At 26.9% G+C, this 24,987-nt stretch carries 20 protein-coding genes and 1 other annotated feature (1 of these 21 cut by a window edge); of the genes, 1 reads left to right on the top strand and 19 read right to left on the bottom strand.

Annotation, left to right across the window (positions count from 1 at the left end):
- Positions 1 to 213: 213 nt before the first annotated feature.
- The 16 genes from KGF36_RS02295 to KGF36_RS02220 all read right to left on the bottom strand — a co-directional run bounded on the left by KGF36_RS02295 (position 214) and on the right by KGF36_RS02220 (position 19,254).
- Positions 214 to 999, bottom strand: a complete 786-nt coding sequence (locus KGF36_RS02295) for a formate/nitrite transporter family protein (RefSeq protein WP_227828846.1) — start codon at positions 997 to 999, stop codon at positions 214 to 216.
- A gap of 56 nt (positions 1,000 to 1,055) precedes the next feature.
- Positions 1,056 to 2,027, bottom strand: a complete 972-nt coding sequence (gene asrC / locus KGF36_RS02290) for a sulfite reductase subunit C (RefSeq protein ID WP_227854526.1) — start codon at positions 2,025 to 2,027, stop codon at positions 1,056 to 1,058.
- A 12-nt stretch (positions 2,028 to 2,039) separates the two neighbouring features.
- Positions 2,040 to 2,831 (bottom strand): anaerobic sulfite reductase subunit AsrB, encoded by a 792-nt coding sequence (gene asrB / locus KGF36_RS02285; RefSeq protein ID WP_227828848.1) that lies wholly within the window; start codon positions 2,829 to 2,831, stop codon positions 2,040 to 2,042.
- Positions 2,832 to 3,839 carry an anaerobic sulfite reductase subunit AsrA gene (gene asrA / locus KGF36_RS02280; protein WP_227828849.1) on the bottom strand — a complete coding sequence of 336 codons (1,008 nt, stop codon included), beginning with the start codon at positions 3,837 to 3,839 and terminating at the stop codon, positions 2,832 to 2,834.
- A gap of 172 nt (positions 3,840 to 4,011) precedes the next feature.
- Positions 4,012 to 6,888 (bottom strand): EAL domain-containing protein, encoded by a 2,877-nt coding sequence (locus tag KGF36_RS02275; RefSeq protein WP_227854525.1) that lies wholly within the window; start codon positions 6,886 to 6,888, stop codon positions 4,012 to 4,014.
- Between the two features lie 108 nt (positions 6,889 to 6,996).
- Positions 6,997 to 9,636, bottom strand: coding sequence for a diguanylate cyclase (locus tag KGF36_RS02270; protein WP_227854524.1), 2,640 nt, complete (start codon positions 9,634 to 9,636; stop codon positions 6,997 to 6,999).
- Positions 9,637 to 9,821: 185 nt separating this feature from the next.
- Positions 9,822 to 10,511: a Crp/Fnr family transcriptional regulator gene (locus KGF36_RS02265; protein WP_227842322.1), complete on the bottom strand. Its 690-nt coding sequence runs from the start codon at positions 10,509 to 10,511 to the stop codon at positions 9,822 to 9,824.
- Positions 10,512 to 10,573: 62 nt separating this feature from the next.
- Complete coding sequence (locus KGF36_RS02260) at positions 10,574 to 11,422, bottom strand: MurR/RpiR family transcriptional regulator (RefSeq protein WP_227482491.1); 849 nt, start codon at positions 11,420 to 11,422, stop codon at positions 10,574 to 10,576.
- Between the two features lie 18 nt (positions 11,423 to 11,440).
- Positions 11,441 to 12,328 carry an ROK family protein gene (locus KGF36_RS02255; RefSeq protein ID WP_227828853.1) on the bottom strand — a complete coding sequence of 296 codons (888 nt, stop codon included), beginning with the start codon at positions 12,326 to 12,328 and terminating at the stop codon, positions 11,441 to 11,443.
- Between the two features lie 56 nt (positions 12,329 to 12,384).
- Positions 12,385 to 13,188 (bottom strand): sialate O-acetylesterase, encoded by an 804-nt coding sequence (locus tag KGF36_RS02250; protein WP_227854523.1) that lies wholly within the window; start codon positions 13,186 to 13,188, stop codon positions 12,385 to 12,387.
- Positions 13,189 to 13,350: 162 nt separating this feature from the next.
- On the bottom strand, positions 13,351 to 13,803 hold the full coding sequence (locus tag KGF36_RS02245; RefSeq protein ID WP_227828855.1) for a YhcH/YjgK/YiaL family protein: 453 nt from the start codon (positions 13,801 to 13,803) through the stop codon (positions 13,351 to 13,353).
- Between the two features lie 157 nt (positions 13,804 to 13,960).
- The gene (locus KGF36_RS02240; RefSeq protein WP_227828856.1) at positions 13,961 to 15,463 is read right to left on the bottom strand and encodes a sodium:solute symporter; all 1,503 of its coding nucleotides are present in this window, start codon (positions 15,461 to 15,463) and stop codon (positions 13,961 to 13,963) included.
- A 33-nt stretch (positions 15,464 to 15,496) separates the two neighbouring features.
- Positions 15,497 to 16,378 carry an N-acetylneuraminate lyase gene (locus tag KGF36_RS02235; protein WP_413840264.1) on the bottom strand — a complete coding sequence of 294 codons (882 nt, stop codon included), beginning with the start codon at positions 16,376 to 16,378 and terminating at the stop codon, positions 15,497 to 15,499.
- Positions 16,379 to 16,447: 69 nt separating this feature from the next.
- Complete coding sequence (locus tag KGF36_RS02230) at positions 16,448 to 17,119, bottom strand: N-acetylmannosamine-6-phosphate 2-epimerase (RefSeq protein ID WP_227854522.1); 672 nt, start codon at positions 17,117 to 17,119, stop codon at positions 16,448 to 16,450.
- A 257-nt stretch (positions 17,120 to 17,376) separates the two neighbouring features.
- Positions 17,377 to 17,868 carry a zinc ribbon domain-containing protein gene (locus tag KGF36_RS02225; RefSeq protein WP_227828858.1) on the bottom strand — a complete coding sequence of 164 codons (492 nt, stop codon included), beginning with the start codon at positions 17,866 to 17,868 and terminating at the stop codon, positions 17,377 to 17,379.
- Positions 17,869 to 17,889: 21 nt separating this feature from the next.
- Positions 17,890 to 19,254 (bottom strand): hypothetical protein, encoded by a 1,365-nt coding sequence (locus KGF36_RS02220; RefSeq protein WP_227828859.1) that lies wholly within the window; start codon positions 19,252 to 19,254, stop codon positions 17,890 to 17,892.
- A gap of 344 nt (positions 19,255 to 19,598) precedes the next feature.
- Between KGF36_RS02220 and KGF36_RS02215 the strand changes: the two genes are divergently transcribed.
- Positions 19,599 to 20,774, top strand: a complete 1,176-nt coding sequence (locus KGF36_RS02215) for a GGDEF domain-containing protein (protein WP_227828860.1) — start codon at positions 19,599 to 19,601, stop codon at positions 20,772 to 20,774.
- Between the two features lie 279 nt (positions 20,775 to 21,053).
- Here KGF36_RS02215 and KGF36_RS02210 read toward each other — a convergent pair whose 3' ends face one another.
- The 3 genes from KGF36_RS02210 to asnS form a co-directional block, all read right to left on the bottom strand.
- On the bottom strand, positions 21,054 to 22,988 hold the full coding sequence (locus tag KGF36_RS02210) for a YARHG domain-containing protein (RefSeq protein WP_227854521.1): 1,935 nt from the start codon (positions 22,986 to 22,988) through the stop codon (positions 21,054 to 21,056).
- 184 nt (positions 22,989 to 23,172) lie between these two features.
- Complete coding sequence (locus KGF36_RS20120) at positions 23,173 to 23,295, bottom strand: hypothetical protein (protein ID WP_255287721.1); 123 nt, start codon at positions 23,293 to 23,295, stop codon at positions 23,173 to 23,175.
- Between the two features lie 211 nt (positions 23,296 to 23,506).
- The gene (asnS, locus tag KGF36_RS02205; protein ID WP_227437264.1) at positions 23,507 to 24,904 is read right to left on the bottom strand and encodes an asparagine--tRNA ligase; all 1,398 of its coding nucleotides are present in this window, start codon (positions 24,902 to 24,904) and stop codon (positions 23,507 to 23,509) included.
- Positions 24,905 to 24,979: 75 nt separating this feature from the next.
- Positions 24,980 to 24,987: a binding site (T-box leader), on the bottom strand (it continues 227 nt past the right edge of the window).

Raw genomic sequence — 24,987 nt, 5'->3', positions numbered from 1 at the left:
CGTATTCAAAATCGTCTTTTCTACGTGAGGATTCTAACTTTTTTATTTATAATACTAATTTTAATTCATAATTTAACGAACTTTATAATCACATACATCATATATATTCATATGCTATCATACTTTTTTTCTTTCAAATATTTTTTTAGAAATTAAAAACAACGCTCTCAATAATACGATATTTGTACTTATTGAGAGCGTTGTAAGATTTATTTAGCAAACTTGTTTAATTTTTTCTTTACCTAGTATATAAGTACCAAGTCCCATAAATAAAGCTCCTCCAACAATGTTTCCAAGTGTTACAGCTACTAAATTATAAATAGCTCCTCCAATACTAACTGTTTGAATTGTTGGAGAAAATAATGAAACACTATAGATTGTCATATTTGCCACACTATGTTCAAACCCTGTTGTTATGAAAGCAAATAAACATAGGAATATCATAATTATTTTTGCACTATCGTTATTAGTTCTAAATGAACATAAAACTGAGACACAAACTAAAATATTACACAAAACTCCTCTAAAGAAAAGAGACATAAACGGCATAGATGCTTTGGCTGCTGCTGTAGTTGCAAAAAATTCTTCTACAGGACCTTTATCTACTAAACCAGTTCCTACAAACATTATACCTAAAATCAAAGCTCCTATTAAATTTCCTACCCAACTGTATATCCATATTTTAGAAGTATCTTTTATACTTACCCCTTTATTTAGCATACCTGCAGACATTACCATATTATTTCCAGTAAACAATTCTGTTCCTGTCATTACAACTAAACTAAGTGCTACTGCAAACGATAATCCCATCATTATCTTTGTCATAGGAGAACCTTCATCTGTCAAAATTCCTCCAATAGTAAATATCAAAAGTATACCAATACCTACATAAAGTCCTGCAAAAGCAGAAGACACTAAATATTTTATCTTACTTGTATTTAATAAATTTATTTTATTTATAGCTGCATTAGTTAATTTATCCAAAGTTTCTTTATGCATAATTCCCTCTTCCTTCTATTAAATTTATAATTTATTTAAATATATGTTTTTATTAATTATAGATATTTAACTCCACTCCAGTATATATTTTCATGTACTTTAGTTATTTCTTCAAATTGTACACCTTCAAGTGCCCATTTTTTAAATTCCATGAATCCAGTCCTGTCAATTATATATCCTATATGCTCTTTCCCTCCTGGTGCGTCTTTATCTATATACTTTTCTACATATTTGTAAGTATTAAGTATTATTTTTATTATGTTGTCTTCATCTGCCCATAAAAGAAAATCTTCTGCTAGTCTTGGATTTTTCTTCCCTGTTCTACCCATTATAGCTAATCTATAGTATTTTTTTTCATCTCTAGTCCATGCATTTGTTGGGCAATTCAGTACACATTCTCCACAACCTATGCACTTATCTCCATCTCTTACTACTTTATTATTTTCTGTTTTTAACGCCCCAACAGATAATTTTGAACATTTTTTTACACACGCTCCACAATTCACACATCTATCTTTTTCATATAGTGGCAATGTCATTCCTATAATTCCAAAATCATTCATTCTAGCTTTTATACAGTCATTTTGACATCCAGTTAAGGCTACTTTAAAATGTAAGTCATTTGGAAAGATTGCTTTTTCTATTTTTTTTGCAAATTCAGTTGTATTATACTGCGCTTTTGGACAGACTTTATTACCTATACAGGCAGCTATATTTCTCGTACCTGCTGCTGGATAACCTGCATTTTTCTCATTTTGATTTATATTCATCTTTTCAATAACAGGTTGTATGATATTGTTTATTTCTTCCATGTCTTCCATATCTATTCCTAAGATTTCAAATCCCTGTCTTGTAGTTATGTGTATCTGACCATTACCATATTCATTTGCAATCTTAGAAACTGTGATTAAACTTTCAGGGTCAATAAGACCTCCTGGTACTCTAACTCTTAAAGAAGTTTTATATTTTGTTTTTGTAATTCTGTAAGCATTTTTCATTACTTTTTTAGTATTTAAATCTCTTATCACAAACTCCACCCCCTAATCAATAAGATTTTTAGCATATGAATAATCAAATACTGGTCCATCTAAACATATATAAGTATCATCCATCTTACAGTGTCCACATTTTCCTATTCCACAACACATTTTTCTTTCATAAGAAACCCAAATATTTTTTTCGTCTAAATCTCTTTTTAAAAACTCTCCTACTGTAAATTTCATCATCATTGGAGGACCAACTACAATTGCAGAAGTATTATTTATATCTTTTATATCTAAATCTGGGATATACTTTGTTACTAACCCTACATTTCCACTATAGCCATCATCCGCTCCATCCACAGTAACTAAAACATCTAGTTTTTCATTCCATCTTTTTAAGTCGTCTGCAAATAGGACATCTTTTGGTGATTTGAATCCTACTATTAATTTAAACTTTTCACACTTATCTTTGTTGTTATAAAAATATTCAACTATTCCTCTTACAGGAGCTAATGCACTCCCTCCTGCTACTACTACGATTTCTCTTCCTTCATATAAAGATACATCAAATCCATTTCCATAAGGTCCTCTTATAAAAAACGAATCCCCTTCTTTATAATTGAATAGTTCACTAGTAACTTTACCTACATTTCTTATTGTAAAGTCAATATAATCTTCTCCATATCCTGATACTGATATTGGACTTTCACCATATTTAGGTATAGATATTTCATAGAATTTTCCAGGCAGTACCCCTTTTGTATTGCAATTCACTTTAAATGTCCATTCTTTATCAGTATGTTTAACTATATCTAGTATTTTTGCACTTACTGGTATATATGAGTTCATTTATATCTCCTCCTTACTAGTTACTAAATCATTTATTTTTTCTATACATTTTGAAAATGATATATATTGTGGACAGGCATCATCACATCTTCCACACCCAACACACATGTTATATCCAAATCTTTTTTTGAAATCATTTATTTTATGCATAGTTTTAAATCTCATTCTTTCTCCTTGTTTTTTTCTGAAAGAATTTCCACCTGCTATATCTGTATATCCATCTACTTGACATGAAGCCCAAACTCTTCTTCTTTCTCCTACATTTTCATTTTCCTTATAAAAAATATCCTGCATTGTAAAGCATGAGCATGTCGGACATACAAAATTACATCTTCCACATCCAATACATCTTGTGTCATATTCATCCCATATTGGATTTCCTATCATCTCATTAGAATCAATATTTTCTGGTACATCTACAGAAATTAAATTTTCCGTTACATGACTAACATCAAATTCTGCTGGCTCTCCATTAAACACTTCAAATTCATTGTCTTTTATATCTAAGTACAATTTTTCTCCTTCTATATTCAATCCAAGTGAATAGTTATCAGTTTTATTAGAATCCATACTTACACAAAAACAATTTCTAAAACTCTCTTTACATCCTACAAGTGCAAATTTTATTTTTTCTCTAATATGTTTATAAAAATAATCTTTTTCTTCTCCATTATTTAAATATATTTCATCGAGTCTCTTTATTCCATTTATGTCACAAGCTCTTAGAAAAATTAAAATCTTTTTATTGTCTAAATCGCTTTCCTTAAATTCTTTTTCAGTAAAGTAAAATAAGACTTGATTGATAGGAAGCACTACTTCTTTTGGTGAAAAGTTTGATTTTTGAGCAAATTCCATTTCTTCAAAAGTGCTTACTTCCTTGTATCTTATCATGTCAGTATCTGAAAAAGTACCTTTAAATGGCATTATGACTGGTGCAAATATTTTGTAGTCTTTTTTTAGGGAATTCAGACCTTCATTGAATTTGGATGAATCTAATTTTAATTTCATTTTTATCACCTTTCTTATATTTTAGTTTTGCTTGCTTATTATCTTGTTTAAATCTTAACACTTTCTTTTAGATACTTCTGTGATAATTATCACAGTTTTAAAAATAATAAAAAAAATATTACTATAGCTTATTCAGCTCTAGTAATATTTTTTTATTATTTATAACTTTAAATTAAAAATCTATTCTTTTAAATACAAGCTTTTCAAAAGATTCTATATCCATAGGTCTTGCAAAGTAAAATCCTTGTCCAATATCACAACCTGCATTTTTTAATAAATTTAATTGACCTTCAGTTTCTATTCCTTCAGCTACAATTAGCATATCTAAATCCTTACCTAATGTAATTATATTCTTTATAACCTTTTCTCCACGTACAGATGTAATTGTCTCATTTAAGAATTCTCTATCAATCTTCAATACATCAATTGGCAATTTTTTCAAAAGACTGAGCGAAGAATATACACTTCCAAAATCGTCCATAGATACAATAAATCCAATATCATGTAAATCATTTAAAATATCTAAAAACATACTTATATTTGACAAAAATAAACTTTCTGTTAACTCAAGTTCTATTAGATGTGCTGGTATATTATGCTTATTTATTAAAGATTTTAAACTAGTTACTATATTTCTATTATTTAAATGAATTCTTGATACATTTATAGAAATTGGTTGTGGCTTTATTCCATTTTTTATCCATTTTGACATTGTACTAAATATATTATCCCAAACATACAAATCAAGTTTTTCTATAAATCCATTTTTCTCAAATAGTGGAATAAAATCATTAGGTGGTATAGTTCCTTTAATTGGATGAATCCAACGAACAAGAGCCTCTGCACCTACAACCTCCTCTGTTATAAGGTTAATTTTAGGTTGCAAATAAACTACAAATTCTTTATTTAAAAGTACATTATCCATATTATTTTCAATTTCTTTTTCATGAAGTATAGAAATCCTTATTTTATCATCATAAAAAGCAACTTTACTTTTATAATTGGTTTCTATTGTTTGGCAAGCTATCTTAGCTCTATCAATCATTACATCAATATTTACATCTTCTTTATCAATTAAATATGCTCCACATTTAAGTATTATATCTATTTTAAATGTATTTTTTTTATCATTATTGACAATCTCAAAAAAATCATTTGCTCTTTTTCTTAAATTTTCTATATTACTTTTTTTAGTCATTACAATAAATCTATCGTCTGATAACCTTGCATATATTTCATCCTTAAAAACATTTTCACCTATTTTTTTTGCTATGTATTTTAAAATATTATCTCCAAATTCAAAACCAAACATATCATTTATATATTTAAATTTATCTATATTGATATAATATATAACAAAGTTATCTGTTCCATATTTCTCAAAAAGCTTGTTAGCATCAATTTTAAATTTTAGTAAACTCCTTATGCCTGTTACTTCATCAACATATGCTATCTTTTTTAATTTATTCATTTGTATCTTATAATTTACAATAAATATTCCAAAAACTATAAATATAAGAAATGATATTATTAAAACAAATGCCATAATATTATGCTGTATAAAATCTAATAGAGTGACCTTATGTTCTAAGTACTTTGTACTACCTGTAATTGCAATTGCAACCTCTTCTTCTGTAACTCTATTAATAGATTTGTTGAGTATTGACAACAATGCAGGATTTGCTTTTCCAGAAACCCCTATTCCAATATCCACGACTTGATTTTTTATTGGCATAAACATAAGCTCATCAAATTCTTCAGTATTAATTATATTATTTAGTATATAGTTGCTTCCTATAAATACATCACATTCTTCTTTCTTGACAGCTTCAATACATTTACTAGCATTTGGATAAAAACTTACTTCTTGATTTGGATAATATTCTTTTACGAATGATTCTATACCTGTCCATTTAATCATTGCTACCTTAGTTTTTTCATTCATTCTAATATCATTTTTTGCCAAACCTAACATAGTAGTTTCAAGGTATCCATCAGTAAATACAATATTATGCTCTAACTCAGTACTCCGTGACATAAACATATTTGCACAGATATCTACCTCACCATTTTCAACCATTTTTAAACCTTCAGAAAAATTATCTACCTTTATATACTCAAACTTTAAACCTGAGTTATTTGAAATTGATTTTAATATATCTATTGATATACCTTTGTAGGAATTTGTATTTTTATCATAAAAAGATAGTGGTGATGTATCAGGGCCTGATACAACTTTTATTATAGGATGTTTCTTTATATATTCTTTTTCCTCCAAAGTAAATACTTCTGTGGCTATTGCAGTATCTTTATAATGTTTATTAAATAAATTACCATCATAATATATATCTTCTCGCTTAATCTCATTTAATGCATAATTCAAACCATCTAGTATTTTTTTGTTTCCCTTAGTTGTTGCATAATAGACAGGCTCTGATGAAAAACGTAATACTACCTTTGTATTTGGTATATCTCTAATGCTTCCTGTAAGTATCATATCAATGGTTCCTTTTTCAAGTTCTCTTTGAAGTTCTTCTGCACCTTCTATGTACTTATATTTTACAGATATTTTATTTTTTTTACAGTATTCATCAAATACACTTTTAAAATGATTATCTGAAACTGTACCTACTACTTTTCCATCAATCTCTTTTAGATTATTATAAGATATTGTATTGTTTTTGGAGTTCACATACAATGCTCCATATTCATATCCAAAATTTAAATTCGTATAATCATAGTATTTTTCACGTTCTTCATCCTTTTGCAATGCTCCAAATATATCAATTTGTCCCTCTTTAAGCATTTCTAGACCTTGACCCCATCCACAAGGTATATATTCTAATTTCCAATTATTTATTTTAGCTATTTCATTCATATAATCATATGTATATCCATATAACTGACCATCTTTTGTAATAGAAATTCCATAACTAGGCCAATATCCAACTCTCACTTTTTCTTTCTCAGAAGCGGCTAAAACAAATGATGTATTTAATATAAGTAAAAAAATAACCATAGTAATAGTAAATCTATATTTTCTATTCATAGTATTCCTCCATTTATAACTAAATCATATCAAGATAGTTAAAGTATTCTTATTTAACTTAATATTCTTTCTATTTAAATATTTAAACCCTCCATTTGCATTTAAACTTTAAATAGAGTCATTAAATATAATAAATCTATCTTTTCCTTGTTTTTTTGAATAATAAAGAGCTTTATCTGCTTTTTCATATAATTCAATAAAAGTTGTTCCATGATTTGGCATAATAGATATTCCAATACTACAAGAAACTTTATATGACTTATTTACTCCAGTATAATAATTTCTAAATGCATTACATAAATCAATCGCTTTGTTTTCAATAAATTTCATATTCTTCATATTTTTTATGAAAACTACAAATTCATCTCCACCAATACGTCCAATTATATCATCTTCTCTAAAAATAGAAGTCAATTTTTTTGAGACTTCAACTAAAACTTTATCACCAAAGACATGTCCTAAATTATCATTAATGGCTTTGAAATCATCTAAATCAATAATAAAAAATGCATGACTACTTTCTTTAGCCTTGTCTAAACTTAAAAACCTCTTTATTAGAGTTTCAGTTGTACCTTTATTATAAATTCCTGTTAATATATCACGTTCAGCTTTAAATTTAAGCTCAATCTCTTCTTTTTTCTGTTTATCTATATCTTTAATGTACGCAAATCCTTTAAGTTTATTACTTTGTGGGTCTTTAAGTAAATGCATTGTACAAAGTTCCCACAAAATCTTACCATCATTGTCATATCTTCGATACTCTAACTTTAACTCATTTACTCCCTTATTATATGAATCTAAGATATTTTCATAATAAAATACTTTTTTAAAGTTTTCCCTATCTGAAATAAAAACTATATCGTCAACAATATCCTCCATTACTTCAGAATATTTTCCAGTAGTTCTTAAACCTAAATTATTATTAGGCTTTATATTGCTTGATATAAATTTATCTTGAGAAAAATTAATTTCATATATAGCAATTGCTTCAGACAACATAGCTTTTCTATATTGTTCTTCTTGATTATATTGCATTTCAGCTTTTTTTTGCTCATTTATATCTTCTAATAGACCTATCGCTCTAATTGGAATTTCTGCTCCATTAAATAGATTAGTTAGAGTCATTCTATTCCATATATATTTCCCATTGACTAGTTTTGTTTTTATTACAGATACTACACTTTCTTCACCTTTTTCTATTTTGTTAAAAGATTCTTTAAACACATCAACAAAGTCAGGATGTATTATCCCAGAATCTATAAAATATTCTATACCATTTTCAATATTTTTTTGTACTCCATATATTAAAGAGATATCACTAGAGATATGTATAGATTTTGTATGCACATAATAGTCAAATACTATGTTAGATGTCTTGGATAAGGCTATTCTAAGCCTTTCTTCATTAATCTTAAGTTCTTCTTCTGCTCTTTTTAAATCTGTTACATCAACCAACACACAGTAGAAATACTCTTTTCCATCAGAATCTTTTATTAGCTCACACTTATTTACAACCCACACAAAATTACCACTCTTAGTAATCATTCGATACTCTATTTCAACTACTTTTGATTCTAATATTTGAAGTGCAAATTCCCTTTTCACTCTATCTACATCATCTTTATAAATTACATCATAAAAATTATTATTAAACATAGATTTTATCTCTTCTTTAGTATATTCAAACAGGTCAATAAATCCATCACTTAAAAACACAAATTCATATTTTTCACCTACACTACATTTAAAAACACCACCTGGTATATTGTTAGTTAGTGAAGATATCTCTAAATTTGCTTTTACAAGCTTTCCTTTGGATTTTTTCTCTTTATAAAATACAATTAAAATCAAAACTGAAAGTGCTATGAAGTTTTTAGTTGTTAATATAATTGCAAGTTTATTTATCTTAGAAATCTCTTTCACTATTAAAGTCTTTGGAATAAAAGACAATACATACCAATCATTTATACCAACTGGAGTATACGTGGCATATTCCTCTTTTCCTTCAAATTTATATTCTAAAAATCCACTTTTCTCATTTGATATATCTTCAATAAAGTTTTTATAACTGTAATTTTCTCCAATATAAATAAAATCAAAAAAACCACTAACATTATCTATGGCATCATCAGTTTTTCCTGGAGTAGATTTTAAGACAAGATTTCCTGACTTTTCAAATATATATGTACTCCCTTCTCCATTAAAACTAGTCACATCTATAAATTCACTTAATTTACTTGTATAATAAGAACCATACAGAACTCCAATCACTTCACCATTTTTGTACATAGGAGACGCTACTATAAAACTATTTTCATTGTTAACAGATGATTTTATGATTTCTGAAATATTGCTTTCCCCTTTCATTGCCTTCTTAAAATAGCTATGTTGCGATATATTATAGACCTTTCCATCACCTGTATAGGCTGTACCATCTGGATATGCAATGTAGATTTTTTCAAAATCAGATTCCTTTGATACATCATTTAATAATTTCATTATATCTTCTTTCTTCATACCCTCTGACTCTGAAATAACTTTAGAAATACTATTTATAAACTTTGTTAGTGAATTAAGCTTAACATTTATAGTATTTGAACTTTGCAATGATAACTCTTCTAAATGCATCTTTTTGCTTTTTTCTACTAGTGAATTAACATTATAGGTAAAATCCCAAAGAGAAAACATCACAAATACACATATAAAAATCAAACCTAAAGCATAACCTATGAATTTTTTATTTTTCATTTTGATACATCCCTTTCTGCGCATAGAAGCTGTGTCAACATCTGTATATTTACTGTTCATATTAAATTAATTATACTATCAGAACTCAGCTGTTTCAATAAACTTAAGGTAAATATTACCATTTTAGATAAATAAAAAAGAATCTATACATAGATTCTCTTAATAATACCTTTATTTAATTATAATTAATTATTTTTAAAGTATTTTGATAGCTCGCTCTCTTTTACATAAAAACCTTTATTATCAATCTTTATAAGTTCTTCTTTTTGCAATACTTTTATCATTCTAGAAACTGTCTCTCTTTTACAACCAAGCATATCTGCTAAGTATGTAACTGTAAGATTTACATTTAATAATGTCCATTCTCCACAACAAACTCCAAATTCTTTACTTAATCTATATAATTTTGCTGCTAATTTCTTGTCTACTTTTATAGATATTGAATTTTTTAACTGTCTATATAAACGTCTTGTCCTTCTCTCCATATAAGAAATAATATCTTTTGTAAGCTGAAAATCATTTTTCATAATTTCTGTAAATTCTTCAATACTATAATAAAACACAATTGAATTTTCAAATGCCTCACATCCAACAGCAGAATTCTTAGTAAAATCAAAGGTAATGTCATTTATAATTTCTCCATTATTTAATATAAAAATCACCTTTCTCTCGCCATTTTCGCTTATCTTAAAAATAGATACTTTCCCATCTAAAAGTACATATACCCTGTCTAATTGTTCTTTTTCATAAAATAAAATTTCTTTTCTTTGTAATCTTTTTAGTTTAGCTTTTTCTTTAAGTTGATTCTTAGTTTCACTACATAAATTATTAAAAAGCATTACTTTGTTAATATCATAGTCTTTTAATTTAGACATGTAAAATCTCCCCATTACTAAATTTTTAAGAAAACCACATAAAGTATTACAAATATCTGATTTTATTCATTTTTAAACAGTTTTATAGCATTTGTAGTCTTGATTTTTCTTTCAATAGCTTCATTTGAAAGCTCTTTTACTACCTGTGTATATACTAAATCAATAATAAAAAATTGTGCTAATTTAGAAGATATTGAACCTGTTTCCAATACAGTTTCCCCTGATACATAAGATAAGTGCACATCTGAAATATCCTTCAATTCAGAATTTTTATTTTCAGTAATAGATATAATTTTAGCATTATTAGCTCTCGCAAGTTTTACAGTTTTTATAATTTCTTCAGTTTCGCCAGAATGAGAAATTGCAACTATTAAATCTCCTTCTTCCATTATAGAAGACATCATTATCATAGTATGACTACTATCAAAACTTACACAATTAAGTCCAATTCTCATAAACTTATAGTTTGAATCTTGTGCTATTATTCCTGAATATCCAATACCTATAAAGTAAACTTTTTTAGCATTTATTATAAGTCTTGCACAATCATGAACATCTACACTATTGATTATCTCAACAGTATTCTCTAAAGTAGTTATATTTGAGTTTAAAAGTTTCTTGGCTGTATCTAAAGCTGGCTCATCATTTTGTATATTCTTATTTATAATATTTTTTTTATTACTACTTGATATTTCTTGTGCTAAAGTAACTTTAAAGTCTTGCAACCCATTAAACTTCATTTTTTTAACAAATCTAGTTATAGTTGCTTCACCAATATTACTCTCTTTAGCAATTTGTGATATTGGTTTATAAAATACATCCTCTATATTTTCTTTTATATAAGCTATCAGTAATTTATCTGACTTTGTGACTTTAAAAGTTGGTGATTCTAATTGTTCTAAAATACTCATTAAAAAACCTTCTATTCTCTATATTTTGTTTAAAAAATTATATAATGCCCCAAGCATACCTGCATCATTTTGTCTCTTTGCAAATTCTACATTAGTATTTTTATAAACTCTTTCTATAAGAATCTCCTTTAACGCTCTATCTATTTTAGGTTTTAGAAATTCTTCTTGTGCCATTATTCCGCCACCTAAAATTACAACTTCTGGATTTATTACATAACATATATTTGCAATACCAATTGCTAATGATTTTATCATATTATCCAATTCTTTTAAACAATCTTCGTCATTATTCTTTGCTAAATCAAAAATTATTTTCCCATTTAGGTCATTTTCATCCATATTTTTTATTTTTGCTAATTTTTTTACCAAGCTACTAGTTGATGCCAACTCTTGAAAAGTACTTCCATTCATATTCATATATCCTACTTCACCAGCACTATTACTAAATCCATTTATAAGCTTATTATTTATTATAACACAACCACCAATACCAGTACCTATTGTCATACAGATAGAAGAAGTTGCTTCCTTACCTGCTCCAAGCCACATTTCACCAAGACCAGCACAATTAACATCATTTTCAACTTCACATTTTATATTAAATTCTTTTTCTATCTCTTTCTTTAATTCCATACCTTTATAGTTTGGAATTAATTCTTCTAACGCAAATACTATCTTACCTTCAATTGGGTCAACCATACCTGCAGTTGATATACATATCCCATCAATATTATTTTCTTTCATATATTTTTTAACTATTTTCTTTATTTTAGATAATATTCCTGGTCCACCTTTTTCTTTTGCTTCAGTATCTAAACTTGATTTATCGATTATTAACCCATCTTCTCTAATAAATCCATATTTTATTGAAGTACCTCCAATATCTATACAAACGTAATTTTTCATAACATATCTCCATACAAATTATTTTTATAACCAATATTACTAATTAAAACTTTATATTACATGAATTTTTTATTTATTTTTTCTAACTCATAGATATATTTTCTCGCTTCTGATAAATCTATGGTATCCTTTAATATAATTTTTTCCTCAGTTATATGATATTTATAAATATTCTTACATAAATCTTCTCCTAACATATTAAGACCTTCTTGACTATAATGTACATCATCAATAGTTAGACCTTGATCATGAAATTTCATAGCAATTTTACTTCCTATACTTAATATGTCACACTCATTACAAGCAAATTCTTGCGCTGCTGCAATTCGTCTTGTTCTAACAAAATATTCATCTTCTCCAAGCCAATAACCAGTTAAACTAACAAACATTTTATCAATCATACATTCTTCCTTAAGTCTATATGCAATTTTTTTTAGACTCTCTTTATAGTATAAAACACCACTACCATATTTTGCATCACTTTCACCTTGAATCCAAATAGCATATTTATTTGATATTTTATAATCCTTGCTTAAAGTATTACACCCTGCATTAAACTTTTCTATAGTATCATCTAAAAACCAGTTATTATCATGATTCCAATTTTTTATTCTTGACCCATCCTTTGCATTGTGTATAAAACAAACTTTATTACCAGTAAGTCTATTCCACTCATTTGAAAATGCAGGTGCTATAGTCCCATCCCCTTCAGAAGTCTCTAATTCACATCTCATGTTTATAATCTCGTCAGTACTTAAGTATTCAAAACAATTCTCATTTGGAATAACACTGTCTTTTGGATTTCCCAAACCTCTAGCATTACTTTGTCCTATTAATAAAAATACATCTATATTATCCATAAATTAACTCCTCTATACAATTCTAAACTTTTTAATGTCTATTTAAACTTTCCTATAAAAAACTAAGGCTGAAAATAGTAATCTAACTAAAATTTACGAAATCTCACTAATCGCTGAAAGTTAAATCACTATTTTCAGCCTTAGCGGTTATATAAATTTTCATTATCTAACCAAAACCTTAAAAATAGCTTTTTTGATATTTTCTTTTTCTGAAACTTTTATTGCTGTCATATGTGCATCTTCTGGATAACATACTAGGAAATCACCTTTTCTAAGTTCAACATATCCATTATTTTGTCCATCAAGAGGTAGAAAGTCACCATCTTCCTCATATGTCTTTTGCTCTAGATTTTCTATAAAATTCAAATCTATTCTTTCACATCCATCTAGCATCAAGTGTACATCTATATATTTCTTATGAGCTTCCCAGAATCTTTCTTCTTTTTCACAAGTTTTATACTCAACGATATTTACAAAGATGTCATCACCATCTATTGTATGAGTCCCTTTTTCGTAATCTATCAATGAATTTTCTTTAGCATATTCAAAACACTTAAGCAAATCTTCATGTAATGTTGAATATGTCTTACTATGATTTATACTTCCAAATATCATAAGCACTATCTCCCTATATAATTTTAAATACATTCTACTTTCAAATTTTTTACATATAAAGTTCTTTATACATTCTTATAGAGTAACTAGATTATTTATATATCTAATCACTCTAATCTAGTCACTCTATAAGATAATTTCTTATTTAAATTCTATATTATTTTTCATAATAAACTGTAGTTTCAGCTTTTGGTAAATATACTTTTGCTTTAACTTTAGATTCTATTGCACTAAATACTGTTCCTACTACTACAGAAGTAGTTATTGTTATTAGAGAATAAGCCCAAGAAGTTACTTCTGGTACTCTGTATTTTAGATAAACAACTAAAATTGCTGATACTGCAAATCCAACATATGCTCCCATTTTAGTTGCTCTTTTACAAAACGCACCAAGTACAAATATTCCTGCTAAAACTCCTAAAACTAGACCCATAAAACTATTGAACCATTCATATGCTGACTTTATCTCTCCATTTGCTAAGATTATTGCAACAACTATAGAAAGTATACCTACTCCCAATGATATATATTGTGCTACCTTAGTTTGTCTTTCCATACTCATATCTTTTGTTATAATAGTTTGTATATCTAAAGTCCAACTTGTAGCAACTGAATTAAGTCCTGTTGATAAAGTTGATTGAGATGCTGCATATATTGCTGCAAGTAGTATTCCTGTTATACCTACTGGTAATTCATAAGCTATATATGATGCAAATACTTGGTCTTGTTGAACTGTTTGAGCTAAATCTGGGTTTTGAGTATAGTATATAAATAAACAAGTTCCAATTAGATAAAATACTGTTGCAAGTCCCATTGATAAAACACCATTTCCATATGTCATTTTGTTAAGTTGTTTTATATCAGTTGTTGTAGTAAATCTTTGAACTATATCTTGACTTGATACATATGATGAAAAAGTATTAAGACCAGCTCCAACAAATATTATAAATGCACTTGTAGATAGTATATTTTTATCAAACATAACTTCATTTGTTGCTAAGAATTTATGACCACTTGTAAGAGTATCCATCACTGTTCCAAATCCACCATTTATACTTGATATTAGATAGAATAGCGTACCTGTAACACCTACTATTAGTACCATACCTTGTATAAAGTCAGTCCATAAAACAGCTTTTAATCCACCTGTATATGAATAAATTATTGCTATTACACCCATAACTATTATTAACACATTTACAGGTATTCCTGTAAGACCTGCTAAAACTACTGATGGTAGATACATTATTATAGACATACGTCCTATTTGGTATATTATAAACATTAAAGCTCCAAGCACTCTAAGACCTTTACTTTCATATCTCATTTCTAAGTACTCATATGCAGTGTCTATTTCTAACCTACTATATAGTGGCAAGAAGAATTTTATTGTTAAAGGTATAGCTATAAACATACCTAATTGTGCAAACCATAAAATCCATGTTCCACCATAAGAATTACCTGCTAGTGATAAAAATGATATTGGGCTTAATAATGTGGCAAATATTGACACTGATGTAACCCACCATGGAATAGTTCCATCACCTTTGAAGAACTCTTTTCCTTTCATTTCCTTCTTTGAAAATAACAATCCTGCAAATAAAACTGCCAATAAGTAAACTACTAGTATTGCAAAATCTATCCAAGTAAATCCTACCATTTGACTAATCCTCCCATACTAAAAGTATTTTTATTAAAAATACTTTCTGTATATTTCTTTCGCTCTTGATTTCATTTCATCAGTTGCTTCTTTCATAGGTTGTCTGCAATATCCAGCTTCAACACCTTGTTCTTCAAGTAGTAATTTAATTGTTTGATATAGACCATTTCCTAATATATCTGTTATTAAATCATTTGTCACATGTTGTACTTCAAGTGCTTCTGATATTTTTTCATTCTTAGTTAGTTCAAATATTTGTCTAGCTCTGACACCGTTTACATTGAATGTAGAACCAATTGCTCCATCTACACCTAAAACTGTAGCTGGTAACATCATTTCATCGAAACCTGCAAATATTAATTTATTTGGGAATGTTTTTCTCATTCTTTCTAATAAGTAGAAATCTGCTGCTGTAAACTTAACACCTATTATTTTTTCATTTTCAAATAATTCTCCAAATTGATCTAAACTCATATCAACACCAGTTAAAAATGGTATAGAGTATATTATTAATCTATTATCTACAGAATTTATTATTGTATTGTAATAATGTTTTATTTCTTCAAAATCGAATTTATAGTAAAAAGGTGTAACAGCACTTATAGCATCATATCCTAAATCAGTTGTAAATTTAGCAAGTTCTACAGCTTCTTTTAAATTAACTGAACCAACTTGAGCTATTAACTTTATTTCTTCTTTCACTTCATCTTTAGCTATTTCAAATATTTTTTTCTTTTCATCAGTTGAAAGCATGAAGTTTTCTCCTGTACTTCCACCTACATAAAGACCATCTATTTTACAAACATCTATATTATGTCTAATTATTTGTCTTAACCCTTTTTCGTTTATATTTCCTTCCTTATCAAATGAAACTAATAATGCTGAATAAATTCCTTTCATATCTGTTGTTCTCATATCTTTACCTCCAATTTTAATTTTCAAATATAGTTAAATATAATAAATTTTTAATTTATAAATTAATTTTTAATTAATTTCGATTGCTTTAACAAATTTTTCTGTTATCAATTGTGGTCTTGTTATTGCCGAACCTACAACTGATGAATGAACTCCAAGTTCAAATACTTTTTTTAAATCTTGTGGAGTATTTACTTTTCCTTCTGCTATTACAGGTATTTTTAAATCTTTAACCAGTCTTTCCATCAGTACAAAATCTGGACCATCTAAAGTTTCTGTATATGGAGTATACCCAGATAATGTAGTTGAAACGCAATCTACACCGTATTCTTGTGCCTTAACAGCTTCATCATAATTTGAAATGTCAGCCATTACTAAAACATTATTTTCTTTTATATAATTTATAATTTCTTTCAAATCTTCGTTGTTTGGTCTAACTCTATTAGTAGCATCCAGTGCTATCATTTCACATCCTGTTGTTAAAAGCTCATCTACTTCTTTTTTAGTTGGTGTTATATATATATCTGAATCTTCGTAATTTCTCTTTATAATACCTATGACAGGAAGTCCAGTAACTTTTTTTATTTCAATAATATCATCAACTCCTTGAGCTCTAATTCCAACTGCTCCACCTTCCTGAGCAGCTCTAGCCATTCTACTCATTATAAAAGAACTATGAAGAGGTTCATTTTCTAAAGCTTGGCATGATACTATTAGTCTTCCCTTTACCTTATCTAGCATTTTTTTGATTACCTCGTTTCTGAAATTTATTTTCTTAATTTATGTATTAATAATAACATGAAAACTTTTTCTTTGCAATATTTTTTCATATTTTTTTATCAATTCTATTTTTTTATAGATTTATTCCAAGTATTTCCTTGTATTTTATAGTTTTAAGAAAATTTATTTCATTTTTTTGGTTTTTATTTTCATTCCTATATAGATACAAATGATTTCAATAAAAAAACCCATGTATACAATACATAGGTTTCCCAATATTATTCTAAATCCATAATAATTTTTCTACCACAACATGGACAAAACTCAGATTCTGAATCTATCTCACTTTCACAATAGCCACAAACTATAAAATCATCACAATCATTATCTAATTCAAATTTTCTACCACATTCAGCGCAATATTTGTCATTTATATTTCCAACATAGCCACATTCACAAGTTACATTGCTTTCTGCAATTTCCATATCATTGATTTCCATATTTTTTTCATAAATTATCTTATCAAGTTCTAATAACTCATCACAGAATTTATCAAAACACTCATCATCAATAGAATTTTCTCTAATTTTTTGATAAGTCAACATTCCCATTTCTAAAAAGAGCTTACTCTTCTTTTCTTGAATATCATCAATTTCTCTATTTATCTTTGATTTTTCTTTATATAATTCAATCTTAAATTTTCCATTGCCAAATCTTTTTTTAACCTTAGAAAATTTATCATCCACTGTCTTTTTATTATTTTCTTCCACAGAAGTTTCCTCCAATCATATTTAATCAGCTGAGTTTAGTTTATATCCTATTAAAGATATCACAAAACTGTATATAAATGAAATTATAATAGTCGAGAACACTTTAAATTGCATAACTAGAGTTGTTCCATAACTAGTTGTATTAAAGAAATTAATATTACTATCAAGTATAAATGTGCTAAACAAAGCTAACATACCCATTAAAAATGCATAATATATACTAAATATTATTACAGGTTTAATACTATGTGTTTCATATTTAAATCTTAACTTATATCCATTTAATAAAATTATTAATGCAGACAAAGCCCCCATTGCATAAAACATTAATTTAGTATCTCCAAATAAAGATGATGAACCTAAGCTAAACATTGACAATGTTGAATTTATTATTGTTACTGAAATTCCATTTGCAAAAGCCCACATATAGCTCGCAATTTGTGGCAATATAGCAAATAAATCAATGCCACTTGAATATCCACTCATATTCAATTCATTTAAATAACTACTATCAGATATAGTTAATACAAAAAGTATTGCTAACACTAAAACATATCCTAATATGAATATTTTAATAGCATTTGAAAAAAGGGACATATATATATTTTCTTTTTCATAGCTTTTTCTATAATTAGTTATATATGTACATATAAATCCTAATACAAATCCATTTAGTAGTGCACTAAAAAATTCGTAACTATACTCTAAAGCATATCCATATTCTAGCATACTATGTGAGCTAGTTTTAACATTAGTAAAAGTACATAAAATAGCTAAAATTAATCCATATAAAATTCCAACTCCAAGAGAATTGGCTAGTGTAGTTTTTGAATCCTTACATCTTTTTCTCATAAAAATTAAATTTGATATAATTAATCCTAAAACAGGAATTATAAGTAATATTAACAAGCCTATATTTGCACTTATAAATCCAGAGCCCATCATAGTAGACATAGATACGCTAATTTGTCCTAGATTAAGAGCTAAAATTATATGTGCTGGATTTATCATGTAACTGATATCATTAAATTGAACAGTAATTATAGCCTTAAATATTAATGAAATAACAAGCAATATAAATATAGTTGAAAAGGTCGTTAAAAATATCCCTCTTGTATTTGCGTGATATGAGTGTTCTTTTATTTTAGATTTTAAGTCAAGTTTTGTTTCGCTTGACTTTAATGATACTATTTCATAAAGTTCATTTCCACAAAATTTACAGTAATTATCTTTAGGATTATTTTCTTTGTTGCAACTAGAGCAAATTTTATCTTCTTTAGTTTCGAGTGTAAGGTTATTATTTTTTATTTTTCTAGTTGGCTTACCTGTTTTTTTAGAATAGTTGCTATATGAATAATTCATGTTATCTATTTTTTTTTCATCCATTTTTTCCCTCCAAATTTTACCATTATCAATTATCAATTATAACTATATCATATAAAACTTAATTATACCTTAATTGGATATATTTATCTATTTTGTTTGTCTTATATTAGTATTTCATTATAATTGTCTAATATTCAAAAATAAATAACTTACTCATCTTAATTATAATAAGATACTAATACAAAACTTTATTTAATATTAACTAATAAATATCACCTATTATAAATTTAGATTGTTACATATATCATATTTTGCTATAATTAAATTGTAAACAAAGTATTCCGAGTATCTAAGAAAAGAAAAGGAATACTTATTTTTATGTTTTATTTTTAATGGAGGCTTATATGAACTTAGAAAAATTCAAAAAATTCTTTGGATTCCCTCTAGATAAAAAACACAAAGAAAATGTTGAACGAGAACTTTGCAATTATCTTTATCATACAGGCAAAATTATTTGTATCATAATAATAATATCTCAACTAATTATGATGATATCAATATCAGCTAGAGATGGTGGCCCTTTTGCCACCCCAAGACGTCAATGGTATTTTTGTATGTATATAATACTACTTTGTATCTCTTTAATTTTTATGTTTGTTTTTTCTTATCTTTGGAATAAAAAAAAGGAACATTGCACTTGTTATATAAACTTATGGGTGATTTATGTAACTTTTTTCTGCTTATGGGGTTGTGTAATTACTTTGCTTGACCAGTTAGGTGGAAATGATTTGAGTGTATTCAGTTATATAATGTTAACAGCTGCTGCTTTTTCAGTATTAAAATTAGGTCAATCAATAGTAGTTTTTGGAGGATGTTTTTTATTTCTTAATCTACTCTTACCAGGAATTCAAACTGTATCAGGTAATGAGTTCAGTAATATTGTAAACACATTTTTTATAACATCACTTGCTATTTTTGTTTCTACAATGTTATATAGAAGTCGTGTATTTACTTATTATGATAAAATGCTAATCCATCAACAATACGAAGAAATCTCTCATATGAATAATTTATTAAATCTTAAGGTTATGACTGATGACCTAACTAAAATGAATAATCGTAGATATCTAGAAGATGTTCTTCAAAAAAAATTAAGTACCCATTCAAATCAAGAGCCTATAACAGGGATGATGATAGATATAGATTATTTTAAACAATTTAATGACACTTACGGACATCAAAAAGGTGACTACTGTTTACAAAATATTGCTAAAGTAATTTTAGATTTTACAAATTCTGAAAATGAACATGCTATCCGTTATGGTGGTGAAGAATTTTTTATATGTATTTTCAATTGTGATGAGGAGAATGCTAAACTTAAATCCGAATGTTTATGTAAGATTATAGAGTATTGTAATTTTGAACGTGATGATGTTCCTTCAAAATGTGTGACTGTTAGCATCGGAGTTCATACAAAGAAAGTCGAAGAATTAATAACTTTAAATGAATTTATAAGTTATTGTGATAAAGCTTTATATATTGCAAAGGAACAAGGTCGTAATTGTGTTGCATTTTATTAAAAGTATAGAAATGAAAGTATCAATCCTTATATTTATATTTTCTTAATAAGAAATTTATTTTGTTCAAAACATTTAGATAATATTATGCAAATCTATAAATTAGATTTTTAGATTCATACATGAATTATTAAATCTATAAGTTATGCTTAAGTCTAACTTATAGATTTAATAATTTTATATATGATTAATTTATGTTTAAAATTAATTCACATTTCAATTTTAATGTTTATAGACTATCTTATACTACATTTAGACATGTATTTTAAAATTTCTTATTACTTAGTTTTCCATTTCCTTAATCAATGATACATTTTGTTTCTCTACAGAATTTAAAATATCTGTATCCGCTCCTATACTATAATCTGGCTGATACCATGACTTATTACTAAAATAACTCTTATATGGTTCTTCTTTAAATACATATCCATATCTTGCAAATATTTCATTTCTTATATAGGCTAACTCCTCTTTACTATAAAGCCCAAGTTCATCTTTAGTTAATACTCTAGAATCACTATCATATATAATATAATCATCATCATAACTTACTTCCTTATTTTTCGTATTAGAACTTGAACCTGAATCACTTTTATTGCTCTTTTTATCAGTATTTTCACTATTTTCCTTGTTATTTATACTCTTAATAAATTTTTCAGCTTCTTCTTTGGAAATCTTATTAAGTGTGCCACTCACGTTATTAGCTTGCAATGAAATTTCATTACTATTAAATTTAGTTATAGTAAATTTTTCCTTTGATAAAGTATCTTTTCCTTTTAATACTATGCTGTTACTATCTGAACTTTCTTCTTCATATTTAACTGTATAATTACTTTCTTCTTCACTTTTACTATAAAGTTTTATCTTATTTGGCTCTTCAAATTCAAATATATTATATTCATCAGCTTTCCAAAAACCATTTAAATCTTTTGGCTCCAAATTTTTAGAGTAAATCAACTTATTCCCTAAATAAACTTCTGAATATTTACCTACATTGTTTATTTCTATATTGTCTTTCTTAGTTTTTAAATTATAAAAATGTATTTCCTTATTTTTAGTAGAATATGCTATATTCTCTGAATTAAATGAATAGCCAATAACATCACTTGCTATCTTGTCTTTATCTAAAAATAACTCCCCACTTGATTTAATATAAAGTAATTCCTCATCATTAATAATAAATACATTAGAATTTTCTTTCATATCATTGCCTATTTTTTCGTCTTCTTTATTATTTTTCTTAATATATATATCTCCATCAGAATTTGTAAATACAATTCCATCTTTAATAAAACTTACATAATTAATGTCTGATTTTATTTTATTAGACTCCTCTTTACCTATTTCTTTCTCATACAATTCATCATCACTATTTATAAAATAAAATTTATTATCTCTATATTTATAAGACCTAATATCTGATGCTATTTTTTCACTAACATTATTTTTGTACAAATATAACTCACCTTTCAAATCCTTATAATTATACTCACTTATATACATAATTTCTTCATCATTAGATTTTACCCCCCATAAATTTGATACATCTGAACTAATTTTGACCTTATCATTTTTATCTGTGCTTTTTAAATATAAATTGTCATCATTATTTATAAATATTACATCCCCTTTATTATTTACAATATCAAAGCTCTGTATATCAGTAGATATTTTTTCTTTATTTCCATCTTCTTTATATAGATATAACTCTTCATCTGTATTCATATAATATATGAATTTTCCATCTGTAGACATCCTATACAATACAACATCATTAGCTATTTTTTCTTTATCTTTTCCCTCGTATTTTACATACAAATATTTTTCTGATGATATATATGCTATAGTGTTTGAAGAAGGCATAAATTCATATGAATTAATTTCATCAGAAGATAAATCTGATGCTATTTTTTCCTTTTCTTTTTTTAGGTTATACTTATATAAATTATTTTCTTTATCTTGAATTAATATTGATTGTTCCCCATTTATATAATCTTTTTTAGTATATGTAGGTACATCTGATGCTATTTTTTCTTCATCCTTACCTTCTGTCTTTATGTATACATCTGTCATATCGTCTGAATTATTCTCATCATTTTTTAATAGTATAAGAGAATTATCTCTGTCTGCTTGCTTACCTTTAGAACCATTTTTTGAACTGCAACCTGTACATATAAGTGCCAAACTTAAAACTATAAACAACCCTTTCTTAAACATTATTACTTCCCCCTCATGATAATGATAAAACTTTTTGTGTAATAAATATACTATTCAATAATTTTTTAGATTTAAATCACCTTATATATTTTTATACTATTTACATAAAGATAATGCTTAAATATAATTTATATTTAAACTTCCAAAAAATTACTCTACTAGTTATAGTATATCATAATAAACGTTATCCAATCACACTCACTATTGTCACTCCAAAAGCTTTTAGTGCCTCTTGAAGAACTTTGTTTCCACCATAAGGATACCCAATAGGATTAAAATAAAGTTTAGCAGTTTGTTCACCAATCATTTCACAACCTTCTATTGTATAATCGCCAAGTCCAATTATTTATCCTCCTAGTATAAGTAACTTATAATTACATTGTATAATAAAATATGAATAAGCAAACTACATATATTTGTAAACACAATAAAAATAACTTGTATGTATCTAAATCAGATAGCACACAAGCTATTTATTATATCGAAAAATTATATAATTATATTATAGGTTATAATTATTAGAATTCAGCATTTTTAGGAGTTCTTGGGAAAGGTATAACGTCTCTTATGTTAGACATACCTGTCATATACATAATTATTCTTTCAAATCCAAGACCAAATCCAGAGTGAGTAGCAGTACCAAATTTTCTAAGTTCTAAATACCACCAGTAATCTTCTTCATTTAATCCCATTTCATGAATTCTATCTAATAGTACGTCTTCTCTTTCTTCTCTTTGAGAACCTCCAACTATCTCTCCAACACCAGGAACTAATAAATCCATTGCTCTAACAGTTTTACCATCTTCATTCATTCTCATATAGAACGCTTTTATATCTTTTGGATAATCCGTAACAAATACTGGAGAATTGTATATTTGTTCTGTTATATATCTTTCATGTTCAGTTTGAAGATCACATCCCCATTCTACTGGATACTCAAACTCATGTCCTGATTCAAGTAATAACTCTACTGCTTTAGTGTATGTTATTCTAACAAATTCAGAGTTTACTATTTTATTTAGTCTTTCTAGCAATCCTTTATCTATAAAACTATTAAAGAATTCCATTTCTTCTGGAGCGTTTTCTAAAACATAGTTTATAACATATTTTATCATATCTTCTGCAAGTTCCATATTATCTTCAAGGTCTGCAAAAACTATTTCTGGCTCTATCATCCAAAATTCTGAAGCATGTCTTCCTGTATAAGAGTTTTCAGCTCTAAATGTAGGCCCAAAAGTATAAACATTTCTAAAAGAAAGTGCCATTATTTCAGCATTTAATTGCCCACTAACTGTCAAATTAGCTTCTTTCCCAAAGAAATCTTGTGTATAGTCTATTTTTCCATCTTCTGTTTTTGGAATATCATTTAAATCCATAGTTGTTATTCTAAACATTTCTCCTGCACCTTCACAGTCACTACCTGTTATGATTGGAGAATGGGCATATACAAAGTTTCTTTCTTGAAAGAATTTGTGTATTGCATATGCAGCTATTGATCTTACTCTAAATACAGCTGAAAAAGTATTACTTCTTGGTCTTAAATGTGCTATTGTTCTTAAATACTCAAGTGTATGTCTTTTCTTTTGTAGTGGGTATGAACTATCTGATTCACCTTCTACAACTATATTTTTTGCATGTATTTCTACTGGTTGTTTAGCTCCTTCTGTAGATACCAACTCACCTTCTACAAGTATAGATGAGCTTATTGCCAATTTACCTATCTCTTTAAAATTTTCAACTTTTTCATCAAATACTATTTGCATATTTTTAAAGAAACTTCCATCATTTAATTCTATAAATCCAAAGTTTTTAGATACTCTAGATGTTCTTATCCACCCAGCTACTTTGACAGTTTTTCCTATGTACTGTTCTTTATCTCTGTACAATTCTTTTACTGTTATAAATTCCTTTTGCATTTTAAAGCCTCCTAGTTTAATTTTTAGTAATTTTTTCTAAATATAATTCCATAAAAAAAGCCCTTCATCCCTGTATAAAGGGA

It is taken from the genome of Clostridioides sp. ZZV14-6009, from assembly GCF_020658095.1.
Taxonomy (GTDB): Bacteria; Bacillota; Clostridia; order Peptostreptococcales; family Peptostreptococcaceae; genus Clostridioides.
Note: the sequence above shows the minus strand (reverse complement) of the source record. Positions and strands in the feature narration are given on the sequence as shown.